Source organism: Streptomyces sp. NPDC057616, from assembly GCF_042800575.1.
GTDB lineage: Bacteria > Actinomycetota > Actinomycetes > Streptomycetales > Streptomycetaceae > Streptomyces.
This window is the reverse complement of the sequence record NZ_JBHVGU010000035.1, coordinates 68870-91975: the sequence shown is the minus strand read 5'-3', so window position 1 is coordinate 91975 and position 23106 is coordinate 68870. Positions and strand designations below refer to the sequence as shown.

19 protein-coding genes are annotated in these 23106 nt (G+C 68.6%); 5 read left to right on the top strand and 14 right to left on the bottom strand.

Annotation, left to right across the window (positions count from 1 at the left end; translation table 11 throughout):
- Window positions 1-43: 43 nt before the first annotated feature.
- The 8 genes from ACFU97_RS34975 to ACFU97_RS34940 form a co-directional block, all read right to left on the bottom strand.
- Window positions 44-244, bottom strand: a complete 201-nt coding sequence (locus tag ACFU97_RS34975) for a hypothetical protein (protein WP_384264620.1) — start codon at window positions 242-244, stop codon at window positions 44-46.
- A 504-nt stretch (window positions 245-748) separates the two neighbouring features.
- Window positions 749-1090: a transposase gene (locus ACFU97_RS34970; protein WP_384264618.1), complete on the bottom strand. Its 342-nt coding sequence runs from the start codon at window positions 1088-1090 to the stop codon at window positions 749-751.
- 442 nt (window positions 1091-1532) lie between these two features.
- Window positions 1533-1802, bottom strand: a complete 270-nt coding sequence (locus tag ACFU97_RS34965) for a hypothetical protein (RefSeq protein ID WP_384264617.1) — start codon at window positions 1800-1802, stop codon at window positions 1533-1535.
- A 75-nt stretch (window positions 1803-1877) separates the two neighbouring features.
- Window positions 1878-2414, bottom strand: a complete 537-nt coding sequence (locus tag ACFU97_RS34960) for a hypothetical protein (protein WP_384264615.1) — start codon at window positions 2412-2414, stop codon at window positions 1878-1880.
- Entirely contained in the window at window positions 2411-3040 is a 630-nt protein-coding gene (locus ACFU97_RS34955; protein ID WP_384264614.1) for an RNA polymerase sigma factor, read from the bottom strand. The genes ACFU97_RS34960 and ACFU97_RS34955 overlap by 4 nt, the downstream gene beginning before the upstream one ends.
- Before the next feature lie 1363 nt (window positions 3041-4403).
- Entirely contained in the window at window positions 4404-4724 is a 321-nt protein-coding gene (locus ACFU97_RS34950; RefSeq protein WP_384264613.1) for a hypothetical protein, read from the bottom strand.
- Between the two features lie 96 nt (window positions 4725-4820).
- Complete coding sequence (locus ACFU97_RS34945) at window positions 4821-5690, bottom strand: hypothetical protein (protein ID WP_384264612.1); 870 nt, start codon at window positions 5688-5690, stop codon at window positions 4821-4823.
- 632 nt (window positions 5691-6322) lie between these two features.
- Complete coding sequence (locus tag ACFU97_RS34940; RefSeq protein ID WP_384264611.1) at window positions 6323-7720, bottom strand: hypothetical protein; 1398 nt, start codon at window positions 7718-7720, stop codon at window positions 6323-6325.
- Between the two features lie 474 nt (window positions 7721-8194).
- Here ACFU97_RS34940 and ACFU97_RS34935 point away from each other — a divergent pair, with 474 nt between their 5' ends.
- Complete coding sequence (locus ACFU97_RS34935; protein ID WP_384264610.1) at window positions 8195-8734, top strand: hypothetical protein; 540 nt, start codon at window positions 8195-8197, stop codon at window positions 8732-8734.
- 232 nt (window positions 8735-8966) lie between these two features.
- Window positions 8967-13553, top strand: coding sequence for a hypothetical protein (locus ACFU97_RS34930; protein ID WP_384264608.1), 4587 nt, complete (start codon window positions 8967-8969; stop codon window positions 13551-13553).
- A gap of 111 nt (window positions 13554-13664) precedes the next feature.
- Here the strand turns inward: ACFU97_RS34930 and ACFU97_RS34925 are convergent, their stop codons facing one another.
- The 3 genes from ACFU97_RS34925 to ACFU97_RS34915 form a co-directional block, all read right to left on the bottom strand.
- Window positions 13665-13889 carry a hypothetical protein gene (locus ACFU97_RS34925; RefSeq protein WP_384264607.1) on the bottom strand — a complete coding sequence of 75 codons (225 nt, stop codon included), beginning with the start codon at window positions 13887-13889 and terminating at the stop codon, window positions 13665-13667.
- Between the two features lie 221 nt (window positions 13890-14110).
- Window positions 14111-15421 (bottom strand): hypothetical protein, encoded by a 1311-nt coding sequence (locus ACFU97_RS34920; RefSeq protein WP_384264606.1) that lies wholly within the window; start codon window positions 15419-15421, stop codon window positions 14111-14113.
- On the bottom strand, window positions 15414-16262 hold the full coding sequence (locus tag ACFU97_RS34915; protein WP_384264604.1) for a hypothetical protein: 849 nt from the start codon (window positions 16260-16262) through the stop codon (window positions 15414-15416). Before ACFU97_RS34915 ends, ACFU97_RS34920 begins: the two co-directional genes overlap by 8 nt.
- Window positions 16263-16567: 305 nt before the next feature.
- Here ACFU97_RS34915 and ACFU97_RS34910 point away from each other — a divergent pair, with 305 nt between their 5' ends.
- The gene (locus ACFU97_RS34910; RefSeq protein ID WP_384264603.1) at window positions 16568-16729 is read left to right on the top strand and encodes a hypothetical protein; all 162 of its coding nucleotides are present in this window, start codon (window positions 16568-16570) and stop codon (window positions 16727-16729) included.
- A 233-nt stretch (window positions 16730-16962) separates the two neighbouring features.
- On the opposite strand, the gene ACFU97_RS34905 is transcribed toward ACFU97_RS34910, so the two are convergent.
- From ACFU97_RS34905 to ACFU97_RS34895, 3 genes are read right to left on the bottom strand one after another with little or no spacing between them, the layout of a single operon-like run.
- Complete coding sequence (locus ACFU97_RS34905) at window positions 16963-17805, bottom strand: hypothetical protein (protein ID WP_384264602.1); 843 nt, start codon at window positions 17803-17805, stop codon at window positions 16963-16965.
- Entirely contained in the window at window positions 17802-18725 is a 924-nt protein-coding gene (locus ACFU97_RS34900) for an RNA polymerase sigma factor (protein WP_384264601.1), read from the bottom strand. The genes ACFU97_RS34905 and ACFU97_RS34900 overlap by 4 nt, the downstream gene beginning before the upstream one ends.
- Window positions 18709-18942, bottom strand: coding sequence for a hypothetical protein (locus ACFU97_RS34895; protein ID WP_384264600.1), 234 nt, complete (start codon window positions 18940-18942; stop codon window positions 18709-18711). The genes ACFU97_RS34900 and ACFU97_RS34895 overlap by 17 nt, the downstream gene beginning before the upstream one ends.
- 964 nt (window positions 18943-19906) lie before the next feature.
- Between ACFU97_RS34895 and ACFU97_RS34890 the strand changes: the two genes are divergently transcribed.
- Complete coding sequence (locus ACFU97_RS34890; protein WP_384264599.1) at window positions 19907-21172, top strand: hypothetical protein; 1266 nt, start codon at window positions 19907-19909, stop codon at window positions 21170-21172.
- 717 nt (window positions 21173-21889) lie between these two features.
- Complete coding sequence (locus ACFU97_RS34885) at window positions 21890-22957, top strand: hypothetical protein (RefSeq protein WP_384264597.1); 1068 nt, start codon at window positions 21890-21892, stop codon at window positions 22955-22957.
- The last annotated feature ends 149 nt before the right edge of the window (window positions 22958-23106 follow it).

Below are 23106 nucleotides of genomic sequence, written 5' to 3'. Positions count from 1 at the left end.
AGCAGCCCTGCAAGGCAGGCGGTCGCGGCGGCCGCGGCGCGTCTCAGCACGACTGGTCTCCGTGGGGTGTGAAAGCCGTGATGAGCCACTGGCCATTCCAGCGCTCGGCTTTGGCGGTGGCGAGGTAGCGCAGGGGTTGGTTGGTGGGCATCGGGATGACCTCGTGCTTCCTGATGCTGTAGGTCTGCCACTGGGAGATGTCCATGCAGTCCGTCAACGTCGCCGTGGGTGTCGTGGCCTTCATGTCGAGGTCCGTGACCTTGGTTCGCCACTCTTCGTCCCGGTGTCGCACGCGGCGAGAACTCCCGCCAGAGTGACTGCACACGCGCAAAGACCGAGCGTGCGCATGCGGGTAGTCGTTCGCATCATTCCCCCTGTGCTCCTGCGGTGCGGCGATCGCCACGGCAGCCGCCCGCACACCGGTCGCTACAGGCGATTCAACGCCAACCCACACCCCCGACCACGCCCCCCACCCCCGACCACGACGGCCCCCACCCCGACCAACAGCCCGACCACGGCAGGCCACAACGTTGCACAACCGACCTGGCCGGAACCTGCGCAACCGACCACCGATTACACATCGAAGGAAGCCGGCCACCCGGCCCCACTGCGCAGCGCCACCGATCGCTGCGCACCGGACGTCAACCGGCGCGCCAGGACTGCGCAATGGGCGAATGCACAGCCGACTACGCAGGGCGTACCAGGGGGGCGGACGCTGACCCTTGCGATCGCCGGTTCACGCTTCCATTCAAATGGCGTGCACGTATGCCTCCATCACCACGGCGAATAGCGCCCGGTCGATGCGCCGGCGCCGTTCCAGCAGTGAGGGCAAGAACGACCCGGTCCGCACCTTGGGATTCTTTAGGTCCAGATCGCCGGCCTGTGTGGTCAGCAGACGCTCTCGGTGCCCGTTGCGCCAGGTCGTACGCGTCTGAGAGTGCTCGCCCGGGCCGACGCCGATCGTCTCGGTGACCTCGGCCTCTATGAGCTCCTGCAGGATGCGCTCGCACACCAACCTGATTGCTTCAACTCCGTCGGCCCGACGTAGTGACTCCAGCAGCCGCATAAGCTCAGACTGAGACAAGGCCATCGCGTGCTCCTCCGGTTGAACTGGCCGTTCACCAGGGAGAGTTGCGCCATGGCCTGCCCTTGTTCAGGGAGCATGCACGGTCGACGGATGTACGCCCCGGGCAGACACCCGCGCATCCCGGGACCCCGCCCACATCCTGCGGACCAGGCAGCCTGGCGCCCGTGCCGGATCCAGGCGTCGGCCTGGAAACGAGAGCGCAACCGGACGACGCCGCAGTCCGCATGCAAGGACGATCGCGGGCTGGCCGTGAGTTGATGCGCCGAGGCACGAGGATCCGCAGACCAACGGGCGATGAGGCGAGACTTTCCCGGATCTCGGCCCCTTGGGGCACCTGACAGCGCGATACGGAGATGCCCCGCATCCTCAACTCTGGTGCAGGGCATCGCACCGTCGATGCGGCCGCGGGGTGTCTTGGCCATCTCACGCGCAGCGGCTTTCGAGATCAAGCGCGGTTGCGCTCGACCTTGATGTTTTGGAACGTCTCGGCGGTCAGCATGCCGATGGCAATGATCACGACGGCCCATGTGGTGTTGCCGTGGGTCGCACCGGTGGCGATATAGGTCGCGAGCCCCGTGGCGCTCAGGGTGCCGGGTTTGTCGCGGGTGGTGGCTCGCAGTGATTCGAGCAGCGTGGACGGGGGGAGGCCAGTGGAGAGTTGACCAGGGTTTTCCTGCTGTGGTGTGAGAGCTGTGCCAATGTTGAGGGGGCGCATGTCGAATGCCTTTGGTTGATGGGTGTGCGCTTGCTGCCGCCCCGACGGGTCGTGAGCCCGGGGCGGCAGCCTTGATCACGCGCTGCTGGTTGATGGATTTTGGTCAGTTGTTTCTGTGCTCGGAGGCTTCATGATCACCGGTTTGACGCGCTGGAGTCCGCGCAGGCGATCGGCTTCAATACGTCGTGGGCGGCGCGCGAGGCTGGCCACGAGGTAGGCACTGGTCACGGTGATCGCCGTGAGGGTGGACAAGTCGGTGGACTTACCCAGCAGGATGGAGATCACGAAGCAGAACAGCCCGAAGAACACACCCAGAACGGTCTTGGCCCCATAGATCAGCCCGGTCGGCATGGTCAGGACGAGGCGTCCACCTGACCAGTTGACCGTTATCGTGAACTCCTGCTCGTGCTTCGGGACTGCAGTGACCGGGTCGACGCCTAGCCGGCGGGCTACCTTGTGTCGACGGGCGGCTTCTTGCCGGATGTATTCCAGATCCATCTGGGTGTTGCCCTGAGCAGATGTGTAGTGCTGCACGAGCGCGTCATCCAGTCGACGGAGTCGGTCGGGGATGGACGGTTCCGAGCCGTTGGAACGAGGACGGGGAAAAGTCATGTGTTCTCTCCGTTTTGGATGCGCCGGTGAGAACCGGTCCGCTTGTCGGCGAAGTGGTGTTGCAGCTTCTCCTTGGCCCTGCGGACGTTGGTGGTCACGCTGGCCGGTTCGATATCGAGGGCTTCGGCGACCTCGTCGCGGCTGAGGCCCATGGGTCCGCGCATGACCAGAGACAGGCGAAGTTCAGGACTGAGGATTTTGTCCATGGCGTCCATCACCTCGGCCAGTTCAAAGGCCTCTTCCGGCCCGGATATGGCTGCGGTGGAGAACCAGGCCGCGCCTTCCGGGAGGACCTCAACGGGCTGGTCGCCACCGCCCCGGCTCCGGATGCGGTATTGGTCGACCCCCATGTCGGCCGTGATCTTCATCAGCAACGCCGAGGGGTTCGTGGCCTTCTTGTCGCGCTGCACACACATCAGGTATTTGATGAAGACTTCCTGGGCAAGGCCGTCGATGTCGGCCTGGGGGCCGAGCATCTGGTGGAGCTTCGCCTTGACTACCGGGAGTTTCTGGTTGTAGATCCTTTCGAATGCGAGTTCTTCGCTGACTGGAAGCGTCAGGGTGTCCTCGGATGGCTCACGGGAGCGACCGAGGGACCAGCCCAGGCGACGGAAGGTGTTGATCATGAAGTCCAGCCCTTCGCGCCCGGTATGGCGCTCTGGTCCCGTGGCGGCGAGCCGCTGGCGGATACGTGCACGCCTTAGAAGCCGCCGAGGGTCCCTAAAAGCCGACTGATAACTTTGTGCGACATTCGTGTCACCTTTCGTGACGTGTGTGCCGGGCGTGGTGCGGGAGTTCGGCGGCGTATACGGGGCGTGTGTTGCCCGCTTCGATGGCCCAGGCGGTGGCAGTGCCGGCATGGATGCTGATCAAGTTGCCGAGGACGACGGTGGGCAACTCGGCGGCCAGGTCCATGAGGGCGCTGGCGCGTCCGGGCGCGGCCTTTGCTGCCGATCCAGTTGAGCCGGATGCCAAGGCGTGTCATGGGGCCGCCGGCGTGGCCGCCAGGGAAGAGCCGGGGGGCGCCGATATGTCCGCGGGCGGCGTGGCCGCGGCGGGTGCCTACCAGTTCCCGGGCCAACTCAGCTAGCGGTTCTCGGATGGTGAGAGGCTCGACGCCAAGAGGGAGGGTCATGCCGCCGGGTGCGTCGTCGGCCTTGTGGGTGGTCAGTTCGGCGATCCCGGAAGCGGGCTGCGCGTAGCAGACCACGAGGCAGCCGGCGACCCGATCCACCGTGTCCAGGGAGGTGTCGGTGGCGAAGCTCATGACACATTCCCGGCAGTCGCCGCCGGTGCCACCGATCGGACCGGTGGTCAGCCCTTCGAACCTGGCCTGCTCAGCCGAATTGAGATAGCCGCTACCGCGGTTGGCCACTGCATGCCGCACGTCGCAGTCTGGGGCCGCAGCACCCCACCACCGGGACGTTCGCCGTGCCCGGACCTTCGCACGGGAGGCGGATGTCACGAACCCCACTCGTCCGGGCCACCGCCTCGCCACTCGATCAGCTCGGAACGGGGTGATCTCGTCCTCATCCCACGGCAGGCCAGCCCGATGGAGGAAGACGACCATGTCCCATAGACCGTAGGCGTAACCGACGGCCAGGCCGCTGATACGCACCTGGCGGCGGCCGTCCTCGCCGGGAGGATCCACGACCACACCGCGTTCTCCAGGCACGGACTCAACGTAGGATGTCCGGCGCCCCGTCCGTCACAATTTGAACTTCTCCTGGGGCATCCCATACGCAAGCCTTCGGCCCGACTGGTGTCCGCCAAGAGGTCCCGCCCGGCGCGGGTCTCCACGAACCCTGCGTTCCCACGGGGTGTGGTTCGCATAGCGTGCTCCCCCGCCGCCAGCCCAGCGTCAGGAGAGGTTGCGGAAACACGCGGTCTCGGTTCGTGACCTCGTGCGACCTGCGTCGTTGGGCAGTTGCACGCAGATGATGACCGTCCCCCGCAAACTTCTGCGATCTATGGAGGGCCCGGTGCCGCTCAGGCAGCGGGCCCTTTGTCATGGGTGTCCATCTCCTGCTGGATCTCTCCCATCGTCTGCCGGAGGCCGTCTGCGGCCGCACGCAGCGGCCAGCTCAGGACGTGAAAGTCCTCCAGGCAACTGTTGCGCACCGCGACGACCATGGCGGCCCCCGGCCAGGCGGCCGCCGACAGCGGCCGGTGCTGCGAAACCTTGTCGATGATCGGGGCCACCAGTACGTCGAAGTAGTCGACGGGCAGTGCCGTCAGCATCCGTGCACGGCGGATCACGTCGACGGCGACGCTGTGGGCGTCGTCGCTCAGTCCTGCACGGGGCAGCAACTCGGCAGCGCGCGACGGCGGAACCCGCGTATCCCTCTCAGATGTGGCACCGCGGCGTCCCAGCCATTGCCCCGCTACCGCTCGTTCAGCAGCCCGTCACCCTGGAATTTCGCCCTCGATGATGGCCGTGATCTCATGGCTGAAGAGCTGAACCCAGTCGTCCTGTTCGGGCCCGGACAGTGGGTGACGCACGTGGGGAATACCGCGACGGCAGAGGTCTCGCAGATCGACCGCTGTGACGTCGTCACCGTACTGGAGCCACTCGTCCACGATGGCCCACCCAAGGTCGTCGAAGACGGACTCGCCCATGTGCTCTGCGCACCCGCGGTCGCTGGGTATCAGAGCCCATGCCAGAGGCCGGAAGTAGACCTCGGAGAACACGTTGTAGTACTGCCTGCGCCCCAGCACCCGGTAGTTGTTGAACATGCTGGCCAGGCGTGTCCACCTCAGTGGATACAGGGCCATGCGCAGCGAGGCCCCGTCGGGCAGCGCGATGTGATCGCGCCGCTCGCGAAGGTCGACGGCGAGACCGGGGAACATCACCCGTAGCTGGGGAGTGGTGGCGAACATCCCGATCAGGATCGACCGGGCGACCCGGCCTGGGGCGACCCGTACGGGCGGCGCTGGGTCAGCACGCGGAAGGTGCAGGAGGATTCGCGCCCGCTGGTAGGTGTCCAGCGCCCTGGCGAAGTCACCGTAAGCGCTGTCGTAGTTCAACCCGGCGAGGCTGTTGCAGTCGCCGCAAAGGCCGCGCATCCACATGCCTCCCGCAGCGGGCCGACCGGTGCTGCGTACGTTGTCGTGGACCCGGACGATTGCGCTGGTCACCCTGCCCCGGTTGCCGGCCACTTGGGGCGGCACATGCGCCTTGGTCATCTCGCGTACCTCGCCACAGAGCCCGCATGGGCGAAGGCCTGGTGTGCGCAGGTCAACGCCCAGGGTGCCGGGAGGCCGCTTGTCGAACATCCAGGGGAGCGTAATGGGCCCTCCCGCCCGGTCGCTGGTCTTTTGTGTGCACCCGAGCGGGACCGGACGGCGCGCCGCGCGTGCACCGTCCTGATGCCTGCGGCGCGGGCTGCGGACCGTCGACTGCCCACGGGCCCGCGGGCCCGCGATCATTCGGTGTGTGCTTCCGCTCGCAAAAGCCGGAGCGCCCTGCGGATCGTAGGGCGACGGACCCGGCCGTGTGGCTTTTCCAGATCCCGGCCCCTTCGGCCCCTGGCAGCCAGGATCCTCCCCGACCACCAGCGTGCTCTCCCATGTCTCACCGTCATCCCAGCGACCTGAGGCCGCCCGTCCAACCCCGGATGGGTGTCTGATCCTGACCAGTGCGCCGTGGTCAACCGGCCAGGAAGGGGCAGGTGCGTGTCGTCCGCACCGACTTCGGCCAGGCCCGCAGGCCCACCGCCGAGGACGCCGCCAGGACACCGACGGGCTGAGCGGGAGGCAGGGCCACTGGGGGCCGACCGTGAGTGGTTAGCGACCCTTCGCGCGCTGCTGCACGTGCAGGGCGGATGACTGGCGAACTCCGCGCTCAAGCCGCGGCTGTCTGCTGCGGCTTGAGCGCATCATGGTCGCCCGGGGTGCGGCGCTTGGCCCTAGCGGCGGAATCCTCGCCGGGGATCGCGGACACTGTGGCTGCCGAAGGGCGCGAACCAGGCGGCCGCCCTGAGGTTGCCCATGCCCATGGACTGGTTCGCTGGGTCCTCAGGATCTTCGATGCCGCCGAGTTTCGGGTCGAAGAGCATCAGGACGTCGTGGTCCTGGAACAGCAGATCGGAACAGCCGTCCCAGCTGTAGTCGTCTCCGTGTTCGGGGAGGGTGTGGTGGGCGTCCGTGGGAGGGCGGCGGCCTTCCAGGTGGGTCGGGGCGTCCTCGATGGCCAGGTGCAGGGCCATCTCCTCCGCGGTGCAGGTGGGTTCGGGCCACTTGCCCCGGACCAGGTCTGCAGCCAGGTCGTCGAAGGCGCGCGCCATGCGCCGCCGCCATCGGTGGTCGGCCGTCCAGGTGAGTGGGGGCAGCCGGTCGAAGACTTCCCAGGTGGTGGCGTTAGCGTCCGGCAGGAACTGGTCCCCTAGGCGGTGTGCGTCGTCGTAGGCCTGGTCCGCGAGGAGAACCAGGGCGGTGTAGAGCAGGTCGGCGGTGCGGGGGGTGAGCTGCCAGCCGCACTCCTCGCAGTCGGGGTCCTCGCCCTTGCAGGGGCAGTCCCGGACGGCGAAGAGGGCGGCGAAGTTCGGCGTCTGCTCACCGGCTGTGGGCCTTTTGCGCTGCTGGCGCAGGCGCCAGCCGTGGACGAACCGGGTGACGACCGGCGCTGCGCTCCAGTCGGCCAGTTCGTCGCCGTCCTCGGCGCTCAGCACCTCGGCCGACCTTTGGTCCTCCAGGGTCTGACCCCCGGTGACGTCGCTGTCCCCGGTGAGGGCGATCACGGCGCCGGCCAGGTCGCGTGGGTCGTCGTCGCCGAGTTCGGACGCCGGCAGCGGCTCCCAGCCGCGGCGGGCGGCTGCGTGCAGGAGCGCGTCTTCGTCGGTGATGTGGAACTCTCGCAGGTGGGTGATCCGCACGACCTTCCCCGGCAGGTCCTTCAGCCGCGGGTGACCCGTCACCGTGGCCGGTGCCGGGTCGGTCGGCTTGTCGTCGCATGGCTCCGAGTCCCGGTCCAGGTCGGTCGTCGTGAGCAGGGCACCGCGCTCGGCGGGCCAGGTCCCGCTCGCGGCTCGCATGACGGCCTGGCGTAAGGAGCCGGCCGGTGCATCCGGCATCTGGGCCGTGAGAGCGGCCAGTTCGTTCTCGACGGCCGCGGCGTCGCGCAGCGCCAGGACTCGGCGCAGGATGTCTGTCGCCTCCAAGGCGTGCTTGGGGTTCTTGCAGGTCATAACGGCGGTCAGGGAAGTGGGGCCGTGGTCGTGTGCCAGCAGGGCCAACACGCGGCTCTTGCTGGAGGTGTGTTCGCACAGGAAGTCCATGGCCCGGGCCATGGACAGCGATGACGTCATCGCGGGACTCCAAAAGAGATGAGCGCGGTGCGGACCGGACGGGCAGCGCACGCGTACCTGAGGGGAAACCCGCTGGTGGACACGGTACGACCGCGTCCCCGGACGGTGAAAGAGGCAAGCTGGAGCGCCAGTTGGTGTCCTCGCTACGAACAAAGACCCGGACTCGGCTGGCACAGACATTACCCGCGGCGGGCGGCACATACCCCAGACATCGGCGAAAGGGGCAGGGTCTGCCGGACACACCACCGCTGCCCGCTGCTGGGCAACGGGCAGAAGGTGCGGACGTGTGCCGGGAAACAGCACCTCGCTGTGACCAGGCCGGCCGCTGCCGTCAAGGAGCGTCGGCATCCCTCGCGCCGTCGGCGGCCCGGGTGGTGAGCTGCCCGCTGGCAGCCGCCCACCGAGCGGCTGCCAGTGCCCTGTATCCGGTACAGAATGGCTGGTCAAAATCATCATCCAGCGACGAGGCGGAGCATGGCACCGACCGGCGACATCACGATCGGCAAGTTGTTGATGGCTGAGTACGACAGAGTGAAGGAAGAACAGAAGACACGGATAGGTTTCCGGGACAACCTGCTCTATGTGACCTTGGCCGCGATGGTGACGGTGCTCTTGGGCGCGGCGCAGGCTCATCGTGCCGAGTTGCTTCTCGCTCTGCCCGTCGCCACGTGCGTTCTGGGGTGGACCTATCTGGCCAACGATCAGAAGATCAGCGCGATCGGCCGCTACGTCCGAACCAACCTCGGGCCCCGTCTGGGCGACCTGGCCGGCGAGCCCGGCAATCCCTTCGGATGGGAGGCGGCACACCGCAGCGACAGCCGCCGCAAGCAGCGCAAGATCATCCAGTGCGTGGTCGATCTGATCCCCTTCGGGGCGCTCCCACTGGCCAGCCTGGTCGCCTTCTGGCTCTACGGCGCTGGTGGGCTTTGGCCGGTGACCGCATCCCTGGTGGAACTGGCGGCAGTTGCGGCCCTTGCCGCGCAGATCGTGGTGTACGCCGAGAGCGCACCGTAGAAGATTCTCCGGCAGCCTGCAGCGCCAGCGTCGCACGCCACCATGATTGCGATGCGCCCGGCCCTGGTGGTGATCTCACGCAGCGCTCCTGCTGACGGTCGGTCGCCGCCCCTGCCGAGTGAACGCGACTGCAGGAACGGGGCGTTCACTTGCCCCAGTCACGACCAAGCGGCCACCCTTCGCACGTAACAAGCATGTCCAGGATTACTGGACAGGCTGCTAGTGTGTGTGAGTGACGTCGACGGCTGACCAACTGCGCGCCCTGCTGGGCGAGACGGCCTTCCTGGCGCTGGAATCGCTCGCCGCCTCCAGTACTCCGGTGAGCGGGCGTGCCCTGGCGCGCGCGCTGCGGGTCTCCCCCACGACGGCGACATCCACGCTTCAGCTGCTACAGAAGGCCGGCTTCGTGGTGTCGAGCGCGCAGGGTCGCTCGACGTTGTGGCGGATCGATGCGGGAAACCCGATGATGCACAACTGGCTGCATGAGCCGGCCGGGTCTGCAGCAGAGGAGGCAGGCGAGCACCGATTGCGGCCCCGTCTGACGGTGGTGATTTTCACCGCCCTGCAACTGGAGTACGAGGCGGTGGTCTCCCACCTGCCCGATCGCGAGCCCGCCCGTGTGGGGACGACGCGTTTCGAGGTGGGGGACTATACCGGCGAGCATGCCGACTGGCGGGTGTACGTAGCGGAGTTGGGTGCGGGCAATACCCGCACGGCCATCGCCTCCGCGGCCGTGACCGCGGCCCTTGCTCCCCACCTGGTGCTGTTCGTGGGGGTCGCCGCCTCCGCCAAGCCCGACGACCTGGTGCTCGGCGATCTCGTCGTCGCCGACCGGGTCTACGATCTGCACAGCGGCAAGGACGTCCGGGACGAGCCCCAGGGCTCGGTCCACCGGACGCGACCGCTGTCCTTCCTCGCTGCCCACGGTGTCGTGCAGCTCGCCATGGACGTGCGGCGCAACGACTGGGAAACTGAGCTGAGTGCCGGTCAGGCCCTCAACGCCCGCGGCGAGGCACCCCGCGTGGAGATCAAACCGATCGCCGCGGGCTCGGTCGTGCATGCCGACGTTCGCTCGGCGCTGATGGACAAGCTGCGCACCTCCTTCGATGACGTGGCGGCCGTGGACATGGAGTCGCTCGGACTGTATGAGACCGCCTACAGGGAAGATCTGGTCGCGCTCGCCGTCCGTGGCATCTCCGACTGCGTCGAGAACAAGACGCCCGCCGCCGACCGCGAGTGGCAGCCGCGGGCAGCCCACCACGCTGCGGCCTTCGCGTTCGCCCTGCTGCGCCGGGCTGAGCCGGAGGATCTCCCGAGGTCGGCAGTGGCTGCCGCGGCGGCCGGCAGGGCACCGTCGTCCACCGATCTGTCGCCTGTTCAGTTGCTGCTGCGTACGGCTCCGATGGTGGCGCTCGCCTACGAGTGGGCCGAGCCGCTGGCCGGTGCTCGTGCTACGACGGTCCTGAAGGACTTGGTGGAGTTGGGCAGTCAGCCCGCCACGTGGCTCAGCCGCTTCAGGCACCGGCCGCCTCAGGCCTTCCGCGATGAGGACAGCGGCCCCTTGTGGGTGCTGGTGGCCGAGTTCGCCTGCGCACATGAGCACCCGGCCGCCTCCTGGTTCTTCGAGCAGGCCGCAGAGCGTTGGCAGGGCCACCTGCTGTCGGCGTATCTGCTGTGCCGGGGGGCTGTCGTCGCCACGCGAGGCGGCGATACGGAGCGAAGCCAACTGCTGCTGGCGCGCGCGGAGATGGCCGAGCCCGCCGGCCGCCCGCTGTGGGAGTACTATCGCGCCGGCCTCGGCAGCGACAACACCGCCGTGGCCCCGGCCCTGCTGGCGGTGGCGGACACGCTCGGCCTGCCTTTGCCGAGGCCGGTTCTGGCCGGGCTCGGTGCCACGTCGGCGCCTACTCGGCCGGATGACGCGTTCGGAGCGTTCGTCGAGGAGTTCGCCAACCTCTACCCGGCCTTCCTCGAATCCACCCGGCTGACCCTCACGTTGACTGCGGCCATGCTCCTGCGTGAGAGCCCGGACCAGATCGACGCCGCTCACGTCCTGCTGGAGGACGTCACGGCCGGCTTCCCGACCTATCGCCGCCATGCCGCGAACGTGTCAGCGGTTGCGGCATTGACCGGGCCGAGAGCCGCCACTGTGGAGACGGAACTGGCGAAGACTCTGTTCGCGAAGGCGGCCGGGCCCCACAGCCGCGTCGCAGGCTTCAACCGGGACGCCGCACTGACCCGCGCAGAGGATCTCGCGCTCAGCGCGCGCGGCCGCCGCCGGGACTGGGGCGGCCCTACCTGTGAGGCACTGGTGCTCGCCGCGCAGGCACGGGCTCTTAAGGGCGACCCCCCCGGCGCCCTGGTGATGCTTCTGCCCCCGCCTGCCGGAACCGCCGAGGCAGCGGAGGCGGCGACCGCTGCCGTGGTGGAGGCAGCAGCGGGACTGGCCGCGCACGTCGGTCACACCGGCATGGCGCTCGAACTGGCCGCCAAGATCGAGGACCCCATCGATCGACGGCATGCGACCGCGCTCGCGCTCACCACACGGAAGGAAACTCATCCCGAGGCCGCCACCGAATTCCGTGCTGCGCTCAACGAGATCGCCTCCAGCGGCCGGGAGGAGCAAAAGCTGCGGGTCCTGCTCGGTCTGTCGCTGGTCGCGACGCTGGACGAAAATGAACTGTCCCAGCTTCAGGCGCTCGATGCGGAGAGCGCCGACATGGTCCGCGCCCAGGAACATCTTTCGGTTGGCAACGTCACCCAGGCACTGATCCTCGCCCGCCGCTATCCCGACTCCGATGCGGCCTTGCACATCCGAGTCCAGGTGCTCCTGCACCAGGGCAAGGCTGCCGACGCCGTCAAGGCTCTGGAGCGCTTCGCGTTGCGCCACGGTCACGACGAACGCCACCTGCTTTCAGCCGCGCTCCTGGCCATGACCAGCGCGGCCCTGGAGGACGCGGAACGTCTGGCGTCCTCCCTCGCCGCCAGTACCGATGCCACCCGCCGGCGAACCGCCCGGGAGATCCTCCTCGAAGCGGCGTCGCGCCGAGAGGACTGGAACGCCGCCTTGAACCAGGCGCAGCGGCTCATCACGGATGAAGAGATCGCCGAAGGCGACCCGAACCGGGACGCCAGCCTGGTCAAGTACCGGTGGGCCCAGGTGTACGCCCTGCATCAGCTGCGCCGGATGCACGACGCCTACGACGTCATCCGCACCGAGCCGCCCCTGGAGGCGACGGACCGCAGCCAGGCACGGCTCATCGCCTCGGTGCTGCGCACCATCGCGCCGTCGGTGAGAGGGGAGGGTAAGACGGGCCGGGCAGGCGCACCACCGATCACGCAGGCGCAGATCCTGAACATGGCTGCCCAAGCGGCGCAGGCCTTCCCGGACGACGAGGAACTGGTCGCCACAGCCGTGATGACCGCCTTCTTGATGCCGTCCGGGGAGGACACCGACTACCAGCTGCTGGCCCAGGCCCGGCAGCTGCACCAGCAGTTCTTCGAGCACTTCCCGCACAGTAAGCTGATCGAGCAGGTTCCGATCGACGATGCCCTCACCGGCCTGCAGGAGTTTCTCCAAGCTCGCGTGGCGCCAGTGGCGGACGCGGTGCAGCAGATGCAGCGGGCGGCCGTTACCGGGCAGATCCCGATCGGCGCCTGCGCCGGCTTGCTTGGCCGCAGTCACGCAGACATGCTGATCCGCAACACCATCGGCTGCTACGTGATCCGCGATCCGGATGATGACATCTGCGCCCAGGAGATTGCCGCGGCCCGACGCGCCCTGGACACGTCGGTGGTCGTGGACACCTCAGCCCTGTTCTTCTCCCCCCTCGCGCTGACGCCCACGACGCAGCTGGCGGCCCATTTCGAGCAGCTTCTCGTCGCCGCCCCACAACGCGACGACATCCTGCAGGCCCGTTCCTCGTTGAGCATGCAGAGCTCCGGCTGGCTCGGGTGGAATCCTCGAACGCAGCAACCCGCGTTCACCGAATACTCCAAGGAGATCACCCAGTCCTGGAGCGATCAGGCGCACGCCCTGGCGACTGCTGTCGACGCATGTGACGTTCTGCCCGACGTGCCCGGCGACGACAGCAGCGAGGACCTGCGGGCGTGGAGCGCGCCGATCCGTCTCGCCCGTGACCTCGGGGTCGGCCTGCTCGCCGATGACGCCGCGTTGCGTGCCTTCGCTCGAAGCCAGGGGGTATCCGCGTTCGGCAGTCTTCACCTGCTACAGGCCCTCGTCCAGGACGGAGCGCTTCCCGCCGACGCTCTCGAGGAGTCCTACCGCCGGCTCATGGCCCTGCCCGTGGCGGAGCTGCCGGTACGCGACCGGCTGCTCGCGATCGCCCGCAGCGAGCAGTGGAATCCCGACGGCTATGCGGCCTTCCTCTTCACCCGCCCCTCGACATGGCAGCCCCTGGCAGACGGATGGCGCACCTACACCATGTCGATCAGGGCACAGGCAGAGAAGAAGGATCCCCAAACAGCCGCCAGGTGGTGCCTCGCCGCGCTCCAGGGCCTGTGCCTGGTCGCCACCGCGCCGACCGTGCCCGCGGTCGCCGGCACGCTCGTGGCCTGGACCCTGTTCTCCCTGGCCGATGGATCCGTTCTCCCTCTGCTCCTCGACGACGCAGAGCACACCGTCCGGCTCGTCGCTCCGGAGGCGGACCTGCTGCAGGAGGTCGTACAGCGCCTGGTGACGACGGTGCGCCGCATCACTCCGGCCGAGGAGGTCGGTCCCATCGTTCTGCGGCTGCTGGCCGGTCTGGACGGCGAGACGCACGTGAAGGCCCTCAAGATCTTCTTCACCATGCCGTGAGGGGCCGGTAGCCGGCCGGGCCGCTGCCCCCGGGGACGTATGGCCCGGGCGGTGTCCCGGCATCGGCCGGGCCGGACCCCGTCAACACGGCGGCTGCAGGGCGTTGTTCACTCACTCAGGGCTGTTGCGCAGGAAGGCGGGCACCACGCGGCACAGGGTGAGATTGCCGGCGAAGGCGATGCCGCCCTGGATGAGTGCCGCCGGGATGGCCGCGCCGTTCCAGCGGGCCAGGGCGACGGCGACGCCGCCGCAGCCCGGCGGACTCGTCCTCGCTCGCTGCCCGTCGGCCCACCCCGTCCACGACCACCTCGGCGGACGGACGGCCTGGAGGGCCATCCGGGCCATGCTGCTCCGATGTGCGGGCGTTTCCCGGATCTCGGCCCCTTCAGCCCCTCATCGCGGACTTGTTGTCCCGGGACGAGCGCGGACCTCGCCGACAATGTGCCGGAGCTCAGGACGCAGTGAACGGCGGCTGTACCGGACTGGATCCATCGCCCCCAGCAGCCAGGCGTTCTTGTAGCCGTGCGTGGGTAGCGGATGGCCCCCTGTCACTCTGCTTACTGGCCGGCGGTTTGATCGCTGACGTCTGCGCCAAGAGGCGGCCGCCCAACGATGCGTTCCCCGGTGGTGGTCAAGGAACCCTCGGCCGTCCCTACATCCGCGGACAGGCTCTCCTGCGGCCCGGTTTCCGGGTGCGGCACACTGGCCCCCGGGACCCAGATCCAGGCATCCCTTCGAAACTCCTTCTCCTGGATCTGCACCTGCCGGAACTCCTGCGCTTGGATGACAGGAGCAGCCTCCTGCACGACGTCACGGAAGACGGCGGCCGATACCCCGACCGCCAGACAGGCATCCGGTGTCGTGGTCAGGGCGGTGCGCAGGGGTGCCGAGTCGAGGATGCGGACGGTTTCGATCACAGCCCGGCCCACAAAGCCGTTGGCGCCCGGCGCAACCGCCCCTTGGTGGACGGCCGCTCCGAGCCGGACCCAGGACTGTCGCCCCCGGGCGTGGTTGACCGCCTTCAGGCCAGCGACCAGTTGGCGCATGAAGGTATCGACCAGCGTGGGCGCGGGGACGTCCGCGGGCAAGAGAGCAAGCAGCGCGTCCTCGCCCGTCTGCGTCATCCACCGCGCGGGGTCGAGCCGGGCCACGTCGGCCGCCTCGTTCACGAGGCGCAGCATCGACTCGTGGGCGTGGCGCCGGGTCCGCTGATCGGCTCCGCCCAAACCCTGCACGCCGACCGCCAGCAGTAGCCCGTAGCGGAGTTCCCACTGGGGACTGCCGCCGGCCGCGTGCGCCGTCAGGACGGGTCCGTGCAGCTGCCCGAAGCTGGTTGGGCGCGGCCTCGGTGGTGCTGTGTCTGGCCGGGGCTGGCCGGTGGGGGTGGGAGGACGGGCAACGGACTCGGTGCGGGAGTTGAGCATCCTGGACATCTCACGCAGGGCGTCGAGCGCCTCGGTGTTGCGTCCGGTGCGGATCAGCAGGGCGGTCGCAGCGGCCTGGACGTGGGCGCTTGCCTCCCAGTCGTCGGCCTTCTTGAAAGCGTGCTTCGCCCGGGCCAAGGCGTCGAGCGCTTCGTCGAGCCGCCCGCGCCGTACGTGGGCTTCGGCGGCCGCGACGAGCGACCGGTCCTCGCCTTGCCGGCTGATCCATAGGTCCGCCAGCGCCGTCTCGCAGAGTGCGTCGGCACGCAGCAGGGCGGCTGGATCATCGTTGTGGGAGGCGGCGTCGAGGAGTTGGCGCAGTTCCGCGATCCGTAGAGCCAGCCGGGCCGCTTGCGGGGACGTTCGTGCGCGAAGGCCTTGTGCTCCTGTGGATCCGAGCGAGCTCTGGGCCATCAGATCGTCGAAGGACTCGTCGTCAGTCATGCTGCCCGTCCTCCCTCGCCAGCTGGCGCTTGGCTTTGGTCCGCCACCGGTAGATCAGGGCCTCCACCGCCCGCTCGCTTGTTGCCTCGATGATTTCCTGGATCTCGGCCTGGGTGTAGCCGTCGAGCCTGAGTGCCACCGCTGCTTTCGTGCGTGCGTCGCTGATGCGGTTGAGGTCGTCCAGCACCCGCTGGTTGCCGAGCACTTCGTCAGCCACGCTGAGGGAGCTGACCGGCGGCTGGTATTGCTCCTGCTGCTGGCGCAGCGCGCGCCGCTGCCGTTCCTCGGCGGCACGGTACTTGCGGAACTCGTTGGGGAAGTCGTAGGCGCAGGCCCCCATGAAGTAGGTGGTGATGCTGGCGCCGCCCTGGGAGGACCAGCCTCCGTCGACGAACGCGCGCTGGCGGAAGCGGGGCAGGGCGAGGGCAACGGTCATGGTCGCCAGTTCCTCCCTCAGCTCGCTGTTGGCCGCCAGCTCCTCGAGATCCAGTTCGTGGGGCTTGAGCCCGTAGCCGCGCTCGGCGACGAGCTTGAAGATATAGCCGGAGTGCATCCACGCGCGCAGCACCGAGATCCCGTACCGGACGAGCTCGTGAACGAACCGGTCGTACCGGGGGCCCGTGAAGGCGTCCTTGGACAGCACTTGCAGGAGCCGCTCGTCCGCCATTCTCCGGTCGATGCTCTCCTGGATGCGCTGTGCTTCACGCTGCTGCTGCGGGGTCATCCCGTCGAAACTGGTCGGCACCGGCGCGCCCAGGTCACCTTGCCTGGACTCGTCTGAAGGTTGTAGGTCCCGGGCGCGCGCGGCCGCGGCCTCCCCGCCCGCGCTGTCGCCCTGCATCTCCTCCCCTTTCGGTCGTCGACCCGACCCCGCTAACGCGAGGGGCCGGCTCCCTCACCGACCGCGTCAGCCCACTCGCACGCTCCCGTGCTGCCACGGCCGGTGACGAAGACGACCCCTTGTAAGTGGGCTGCCCCCGGGTACCCCACGGACTTTTTCAAGATTCTTTAGAGCGGCATCGGCACGAAAATCCGTGGGGTAGCGGGCCGTGGCCGACCTAAGAGCAGCACTGACGCCCCGACAACCAGAAGGACAGCCACGTGAGTTCACCTACGCCGCCTCCCCCGCACGATCCCGGACCGTTCATGACGATGCACACGGCCATCGTCCTCCTGTCGGCGGCCTTTGTCGGGCTGATTGCGGGCGGCCTCACGTTTTTGAACGGCACACCGGCCGCCGGTGTGGTCCTTGCCGGGCTGGGCTCGTTCGGGCTCAGCGTTCCCGTTCTGCGCTCGCTGATCCGTTGAAGCACGGTGTGACGTGCGGTAGCGCGAGATCCGGGAGGCGCTCGGCGTCACATACGCCGAGCGTTACCGGCTCCATGCCTCGGCTCATCGGGAACTGCGGGCCGCACGGGCGGCGAAGCCGACGTTGGTGACGTACCCGTACTGCCCCCTGGGAGCCCAGATCGACGACCCCAAGCAGCGCCGGCCCGTGCCCTGTGGTCTGTCTGCTCGCAGGGCACGGGCCGGCGGCGTGGTCAGCGGGTTGCGCTCTCCCCCACGTGAGGCTGCACCCGTTCCGAAACAGAGGACAGGCTTGCAGGGGGCTTGATGTCGGCCCAGGTGCGGTAGAGGGTCTCGGACCGGGCCGACACACTGCCGGGGATGTCGGGCCGTGCGGCCGCCGCGGCGAGCAGCAGGCTGATCCGCTTGGCGAAGTCGGGTCCGGGCACGGGGAGTTCTATCTCGGGCTGGCGCAGGTATCCGGCGGCGACCGCGGTCGGGACGTAGCCCATGAGGGCGCTGACGGCGGCCGGGCGGTGCCGGGCGGTGTATTTCGCCAGGTGGCGCAGGATCCTGAGGATGGTGGAGGTGGACGTGTTGGTGATCCGGTGCTCGGCCGGGTGCCAGGCGTCGCCGGACACGTCGTCTTCCGGGGCGGGAGGGCCGGGCGGAGGCTGGACGTCGTCGGTCTGGCGGTGCCACCACTTGGCCGTGTCGTCCTCGCCCAGGGCCAGGTGGTGCAGGTAGAGGCAGTAGGCGGCCGCGGCCTGCCCGGCGCCGGCCGCGTACTGCCACCAAAAGCGCGCGCCGTCGTCGGTGTCGGTCAGCTGCAGGACACAGGCCAGGACCAGGGCGCTGCGGGGGGCGGGCACCTGGTCGGTGACGAACTCGGCGACCGCGGTGGCGGGGGTGTGGGTGAGCAGGGTCTCGCACAGGGCCCGCAGGTCCTCGGCCGCCCCGGCCGAGGCCTGGGAGACGGCGTCGGCAGGGCGGCCGTGACGGCTGGGCGCCGGCTCGCGGGCGGGGACGATGTCGCGGGGCACGGTGTGGCCGCGCACCAGCAGGGCCCGGGACAGGATGTCGTCGATGCGGGTCATGAGGTAATCCCTTCTGTCTCGGACTGCTCGGTCTCGGGCTGCGGGCAGATCACGCTCTCCAGGAAGTGCACCGCGTGGCGTTCGTCGGAGCGCACGGTGGCCAGCGGCAGGCCCAGGAGGGTGGCGACGTCCTGGTCGCCTATCCCGCACAGGCGGCGTAGCACCATGACATCGAGGTGCTGGTCGGGCAGGCGGCTCATCGCCGTGAACAGCTCCAGGGTTTCCGCGACCTGCTCCATGCGGTCGGTCTCGGAGGGCAGGGTGCGCAGGGTGACGGTGTCGAACGCCGCCCGGCCCAGCTCGGGCCGGCCGTCCAGGTGCGGGGTGCGGGACATGACCGTGGCGCGCAGCACGTTCCAGGCGAACCGCCTGGTGTCGGGGCTGGCCAGGGCGTCGTTCCAGCACAGCCAGAGGATGTCGAAGGTGTCGGACACCACGGTGTCGCACTGGTCGGCGTCCAGGAGGAAGACTTGGGCGTAGTGGACGTAGTCGTACTCCACCAGCTCACGAAACGCCCGGTGGTCCAGGGGCGGGGCCGCGTGGGTGGCGGTCATGGCGCTCTTCTCGCTGGAGCGTTGCACCCACTCCCGGCTCTTGTGGGCCTCGAACGCGGCCTGCCGCCACAGCCGGTACAGCGGCGCATAGGGCATCTTCAGCTCGACGGAGAGGCTGAAGATGATCTCCCAGCGGGGGTAGAGGCCGGTGCCGCGCAGCAGTTCGGAGATCTTCGACTTCGCCAGGCAGACCCGTCCGCTCAGCTCACTCAGGGTCAGACCGCGGGTGAGGTAGGTCTCCCGCATCGGCTCCAGCCAGGCGCGGTGGGCGCTGCCCACGCTGTCCGCGATCGGTCCGAGCTTGCGGCCCGGCCGGCCCGGGGGCGGTTTCATGGGCGGGGGCGGCGGCTCAAACTGACTCGTCACGGGCGCCGTCCTCCTCCCGTTCGGGGACCGCGGCCACGCGGCGCCCGCCGGCCGGTGCGCTCTGCGCGCGCATCGCGCGGACGATCTGCTGCACGGTCAGGGCCAGTACCGGGGCGGCGGTGACGATCGCGGCCGCCTGGCCGAGCACCGCCATCACCACGCTCCAGGCGAACACCGTCACCGTCGCCACAGCGATCACTATGGGCTTTCGCTCCATGCAGTACTCCTCAGACTCCTCGTTGCCGGCCGGTGTCCGCGCGGCCCATCCGGAGGCCGCCACGGCTCCCCGACGGCGGGTGCCGAGGCCGCCGTACGGAGGGCAACCAGCTTGGAGTGTGAGGAAGTTGCTACGCCACGTGATCGGTGATTCACGGAACAATGCCAGTCACACAACGCACGCCGGACGAGCATCCGTGACCGCACCCCGCCCAAGAACGGCACAGCTCACGCGTATGAGAGTGGAAGTTCCGGATTTTCCTTGCAATCGGACCGCCCAGGCCCGTCAATTGAATCAAGGCACCTCGGTGCCGGCCTTTCCATCCGGAAGGGGCCCGCTCTCGTGCCGAAGAATCATTGGGGAGCGAGCATCTGGCTCTCGCCTGGCCGCTGTTGGAGGCCAGGCGAGAGCCGAAAGCAGTCCGCAAGGACACCAGGGACCGTAGCCCAGGGCACTGACACTCCCCCACACGCCGCCCCCGGACCGCCGGAACACCACCCGGCGCCCCCACGACAGCGCCGGGGAACCTCCAACCACGTGTCGGCGTCCGCTCGCGACGAGCACGGCGCCGATCTGGAACAAGCGCTCCGGGCCCGGAAAACCCTCACCGGCCGCACCCTTGCCAAGTAGACGGCGAACCCTGGGCAGTTACCCGCCCGCACCGGAAGACGGCCGCAGCGCCCCTCGATCCGCCTCCCGCACGCCCCTGCCCCTCCCCCTCCCTCTTGGGCTGCCGACGAGGCAGCTTCACGCGCGCCAAAACGCTTTCGGCACCGCGTCATTGGCATGACTAGGCGCGAAGGGAGCTGCCGTGTCCGCAGCGCTGCGGGTCGTACCCGCCCAAGCGGAGACGACGTGGCCGTTTCGGCGCCGGGTGGCGGCCGCCTACGGATTGCAGAGGCCTCGTCAGTGCGGAGCATCAGCGCTCTTCCCTCGCCGCACGCACGCCCTTACCGTCATTTACATGGCCAACGGGGTGTATCACACCGGGTACGGCATAAAGATCAACCTGGACCGTGAAGATCTGGCTAACCCGGGCTACGACGGGCTGTTGGAAGAGATCACCCAGCCCATCGGCCAACGGCCCCGGGACCTGTTGCAGTGCCTGACGGACTACGAGGGTGGACAGTGCCAGTGCGCACTGGACGGCAAGACGCCGTGGATGTTCGTGCGGCGCCAGCGCAGTGCGGGCAGGGTGTCGTGGGTGGCGGCGCATCTGCCGCTCACCCACGTGGCCACGCCGCAGGAGAGCGACAAGCACAAGGCGATGAAGGAGCGGATCGCTCGGACCGCGTCACGCAGCGGCCTGGACGTGCAGACCGAGGCGCGGTCTCCCGATGGACGGGTGATCACCGACGTACTGGTGACCGGGGCCGGCGCTCGCGTGGGATGGGAGGCCCAGTACTCCCCCATCACCCCCGGTACCGTCCGTAAGCGGTCCGCCAGGGCACGTGAACACAGCATCGCGCCGTTGTGGGTCACCGCAGACGCGACCTCCGCCCTGATAGACCGCGCTCCTTGGACCCGCGTCGACGATGTGCCCTGGCAGCGCATCATCTCCCCGCTCGCGTTGATCATCCGCGGCGGCGTCCGCCACCTGCAGATCTGGAAATGCACTCCCTCCAGCGAACGAGCGTGCCCCGAGACCGGTCAGGCCTGCCGCCGGTGGCACAGCGGTTGGTTCCTGCCCGCCCTGTGCATCCCCCAGGAACGCGCCACCCCGCTCGACGAACTCATCGTCACCAGCGCCGACGGCGAGCACCTGCCCGTGCGCTCCCGCAACCGCCACGACCCCCACCGCATCTCCTACCTGTGGGCCCTGGCCCGCGACGTCAAACGCTGGCGCGAGATCACCGGCGACACCGGCACCTCGCCCGAAACCGGCCCGGCCGACGACGAACCCATCACCTACACCGAGCAAGAACTCGACAGCTCCTGCCGCTACGGCGAAGAAGGCCCCCACACCAGCAGCCCACGCCCACAACGCGAAACGACCTCCGCGACCGGCCTGCACACCTTCGACCACGCACCCGACGACACCCTGCTCCAACCCACCAGGCCCATCGCACTTCACCTATCGCCCCGCGAACGCCTCACCGTCGCACGCGAACTGAGGTGCCCTCCCTGGGAAATCGGCCCATGCATGCTCTGCGCCACGCCCATCCACCGCTACGGCTCCCGAAGCCCCAAGGCATGCCCCGCCTGCCGCACCACCACCCACCACACATAGACACGACACGACGGGAGGCGCTGGACGAGGTCGATCCCGCGTGGGCCCCAGAGTGGGAAGTCGACTGGCAGCGGGTGCTACAGCCTGGCCCGTGCCCACGTGAGGGCCGGCGGTGTCCTGCCCGTTGGGCAAGGCGGGGTGATGGTGTGCAGGACGAGGCGAAGACCTCGGAATGTGGATTGCCGGACAACGAGCCGTGTTGAGCAGGCTGATGCCGGCGCAGCGCTTTCTTCTGGAGATGTTGGGCATCGACCCCGACGACACATCAGGTCCGCGCCGGCACCGCGTGCGCAGGACGAGCGGTGGCCACCAACCTCGCCCCGCCGCCCGCCAGTTCCATGCTCGCGAAGGCCACCTCCGGCCCGCGCGCCCGCGCGTTGAACGCGTGGACGGAGGCCGGGTGGGCAGCGCACGGTGAAGAGCCGCAAAAACGACTGGCATTGGCGTGGACGGTGGCTGTGACTACCCGCGCATGTGCGGCGGCGTGCTGAGCGGCGAACTCCTACCAGCCGGTCAGGTCCTTGGAGCGAGGCGGCGTCCGGCACGCCGTGGTGGTGAAGGAACCCCCTTCCGCACGGCCCGCGCAGAGCCCCTGAGGCATGGCGCTACAGGTCACCTGTAGTCGGATGCCGACGCCCGGGCGTCTTGCGAACGCTCTGTTGTCGGTGGGGCCACATAGCCTGATTGAGCCGGAGGACAGAAACTTCAGGGAAAGGTATGAGCATGAACTCTAGTTACTACCGGGGCCAGTTGGACCGGAAGAACAAGGCCTATGCCGACGCGCAGAGGAAAGTGGGCGATTTCCGTAAGAAAGAGGCCGACAAGCGGGGGAAGGCCACGAAAGAGAGGCTGGCTGCCGAGAAAGCCGGTAGCACCAGCACCCGGCAGAGCAAGCTCCGCGCCGCGCAGCGGTACGAGGACGACGCCAACAAGGCCGCCCGCGACGCCAGCACCTGGAGCGCCACCGCGGCCAAGCTGAGCGGAGAGGCAGCGGACCTGTCCTCCAAACTGGCCAAGGCGGAGCAGAGCGAGCGGGTCGCCGCCGACAAGGCACGCCAGCGTGAGCAGGAGCAGGCCCAGCGGCGGGCCGCCGCAAGCCAGCGCCAGATCGAGAGCCGCCTGTCGACAACGGAGGGGGACGTGCGCACCGTGCTGAAGCAACTGCGGGACCCGAAGCCGGAGAAGCTGCGGGTGTTGCTGCTGGCGGCTTCGTCCGCCGGAGACCTGCGGGTCGGCCGGGAGCAGCAGAGGATTCGTGCGGCGGTGCAGAGTGCCACCCACCGCGACCTCGTCGACCTGGATGTCCATCCAGCCGCGACCGCGGAGGTGTTCCTGGACGCACTGACCCGGTTCCGCCCGCATATCGTGCACTTTTCCGGTCACAGTACGCAGGACCTCATTTCCTTCGAGATGGATGAGGACGGCTTCCACAAGAGTGCCATCGTCAGCGCCGGCGCCTTCGCCCGCGCCATTGCCGCGGTGGACGACAAACCGCTGCTCGTCCTGCTGAACTCCTGCCATTCCGCGGCGCAGACCGAGAAGCTGGTCGACACCGTGCCGTTCGCCATCGGCATGTCCGACAGCATCGGCGACGTTGACGCCATCACCTACGCCGCCCGCTTCTACGCCGCCGTCGCCGACGGCCAGTCGGTCCAGGGCGCCCACCTCCTGAGCCAGGCGGCCATCGAGATGAACGGCCTTCTTGGTCATCAACTGCCCACCCTGAGCTGGACGGCGGACGTCGACCCCAGCACCACGAAACTGGTGACGCCGCCCCCCGCATAGGGCACCACCTCACCCGGATGAGCGGTGGCCCTGTTCCGTGCAGGGTGCGAAGGAGCGGGGTGGGGTTTTTCACCCTCCCCGCAAAAAGGGGCCGCCCGGTCCAAAGCCAAAGCCTTTCCTTCTTTTTTGGTCGGGGTGGGGGGTTCCTT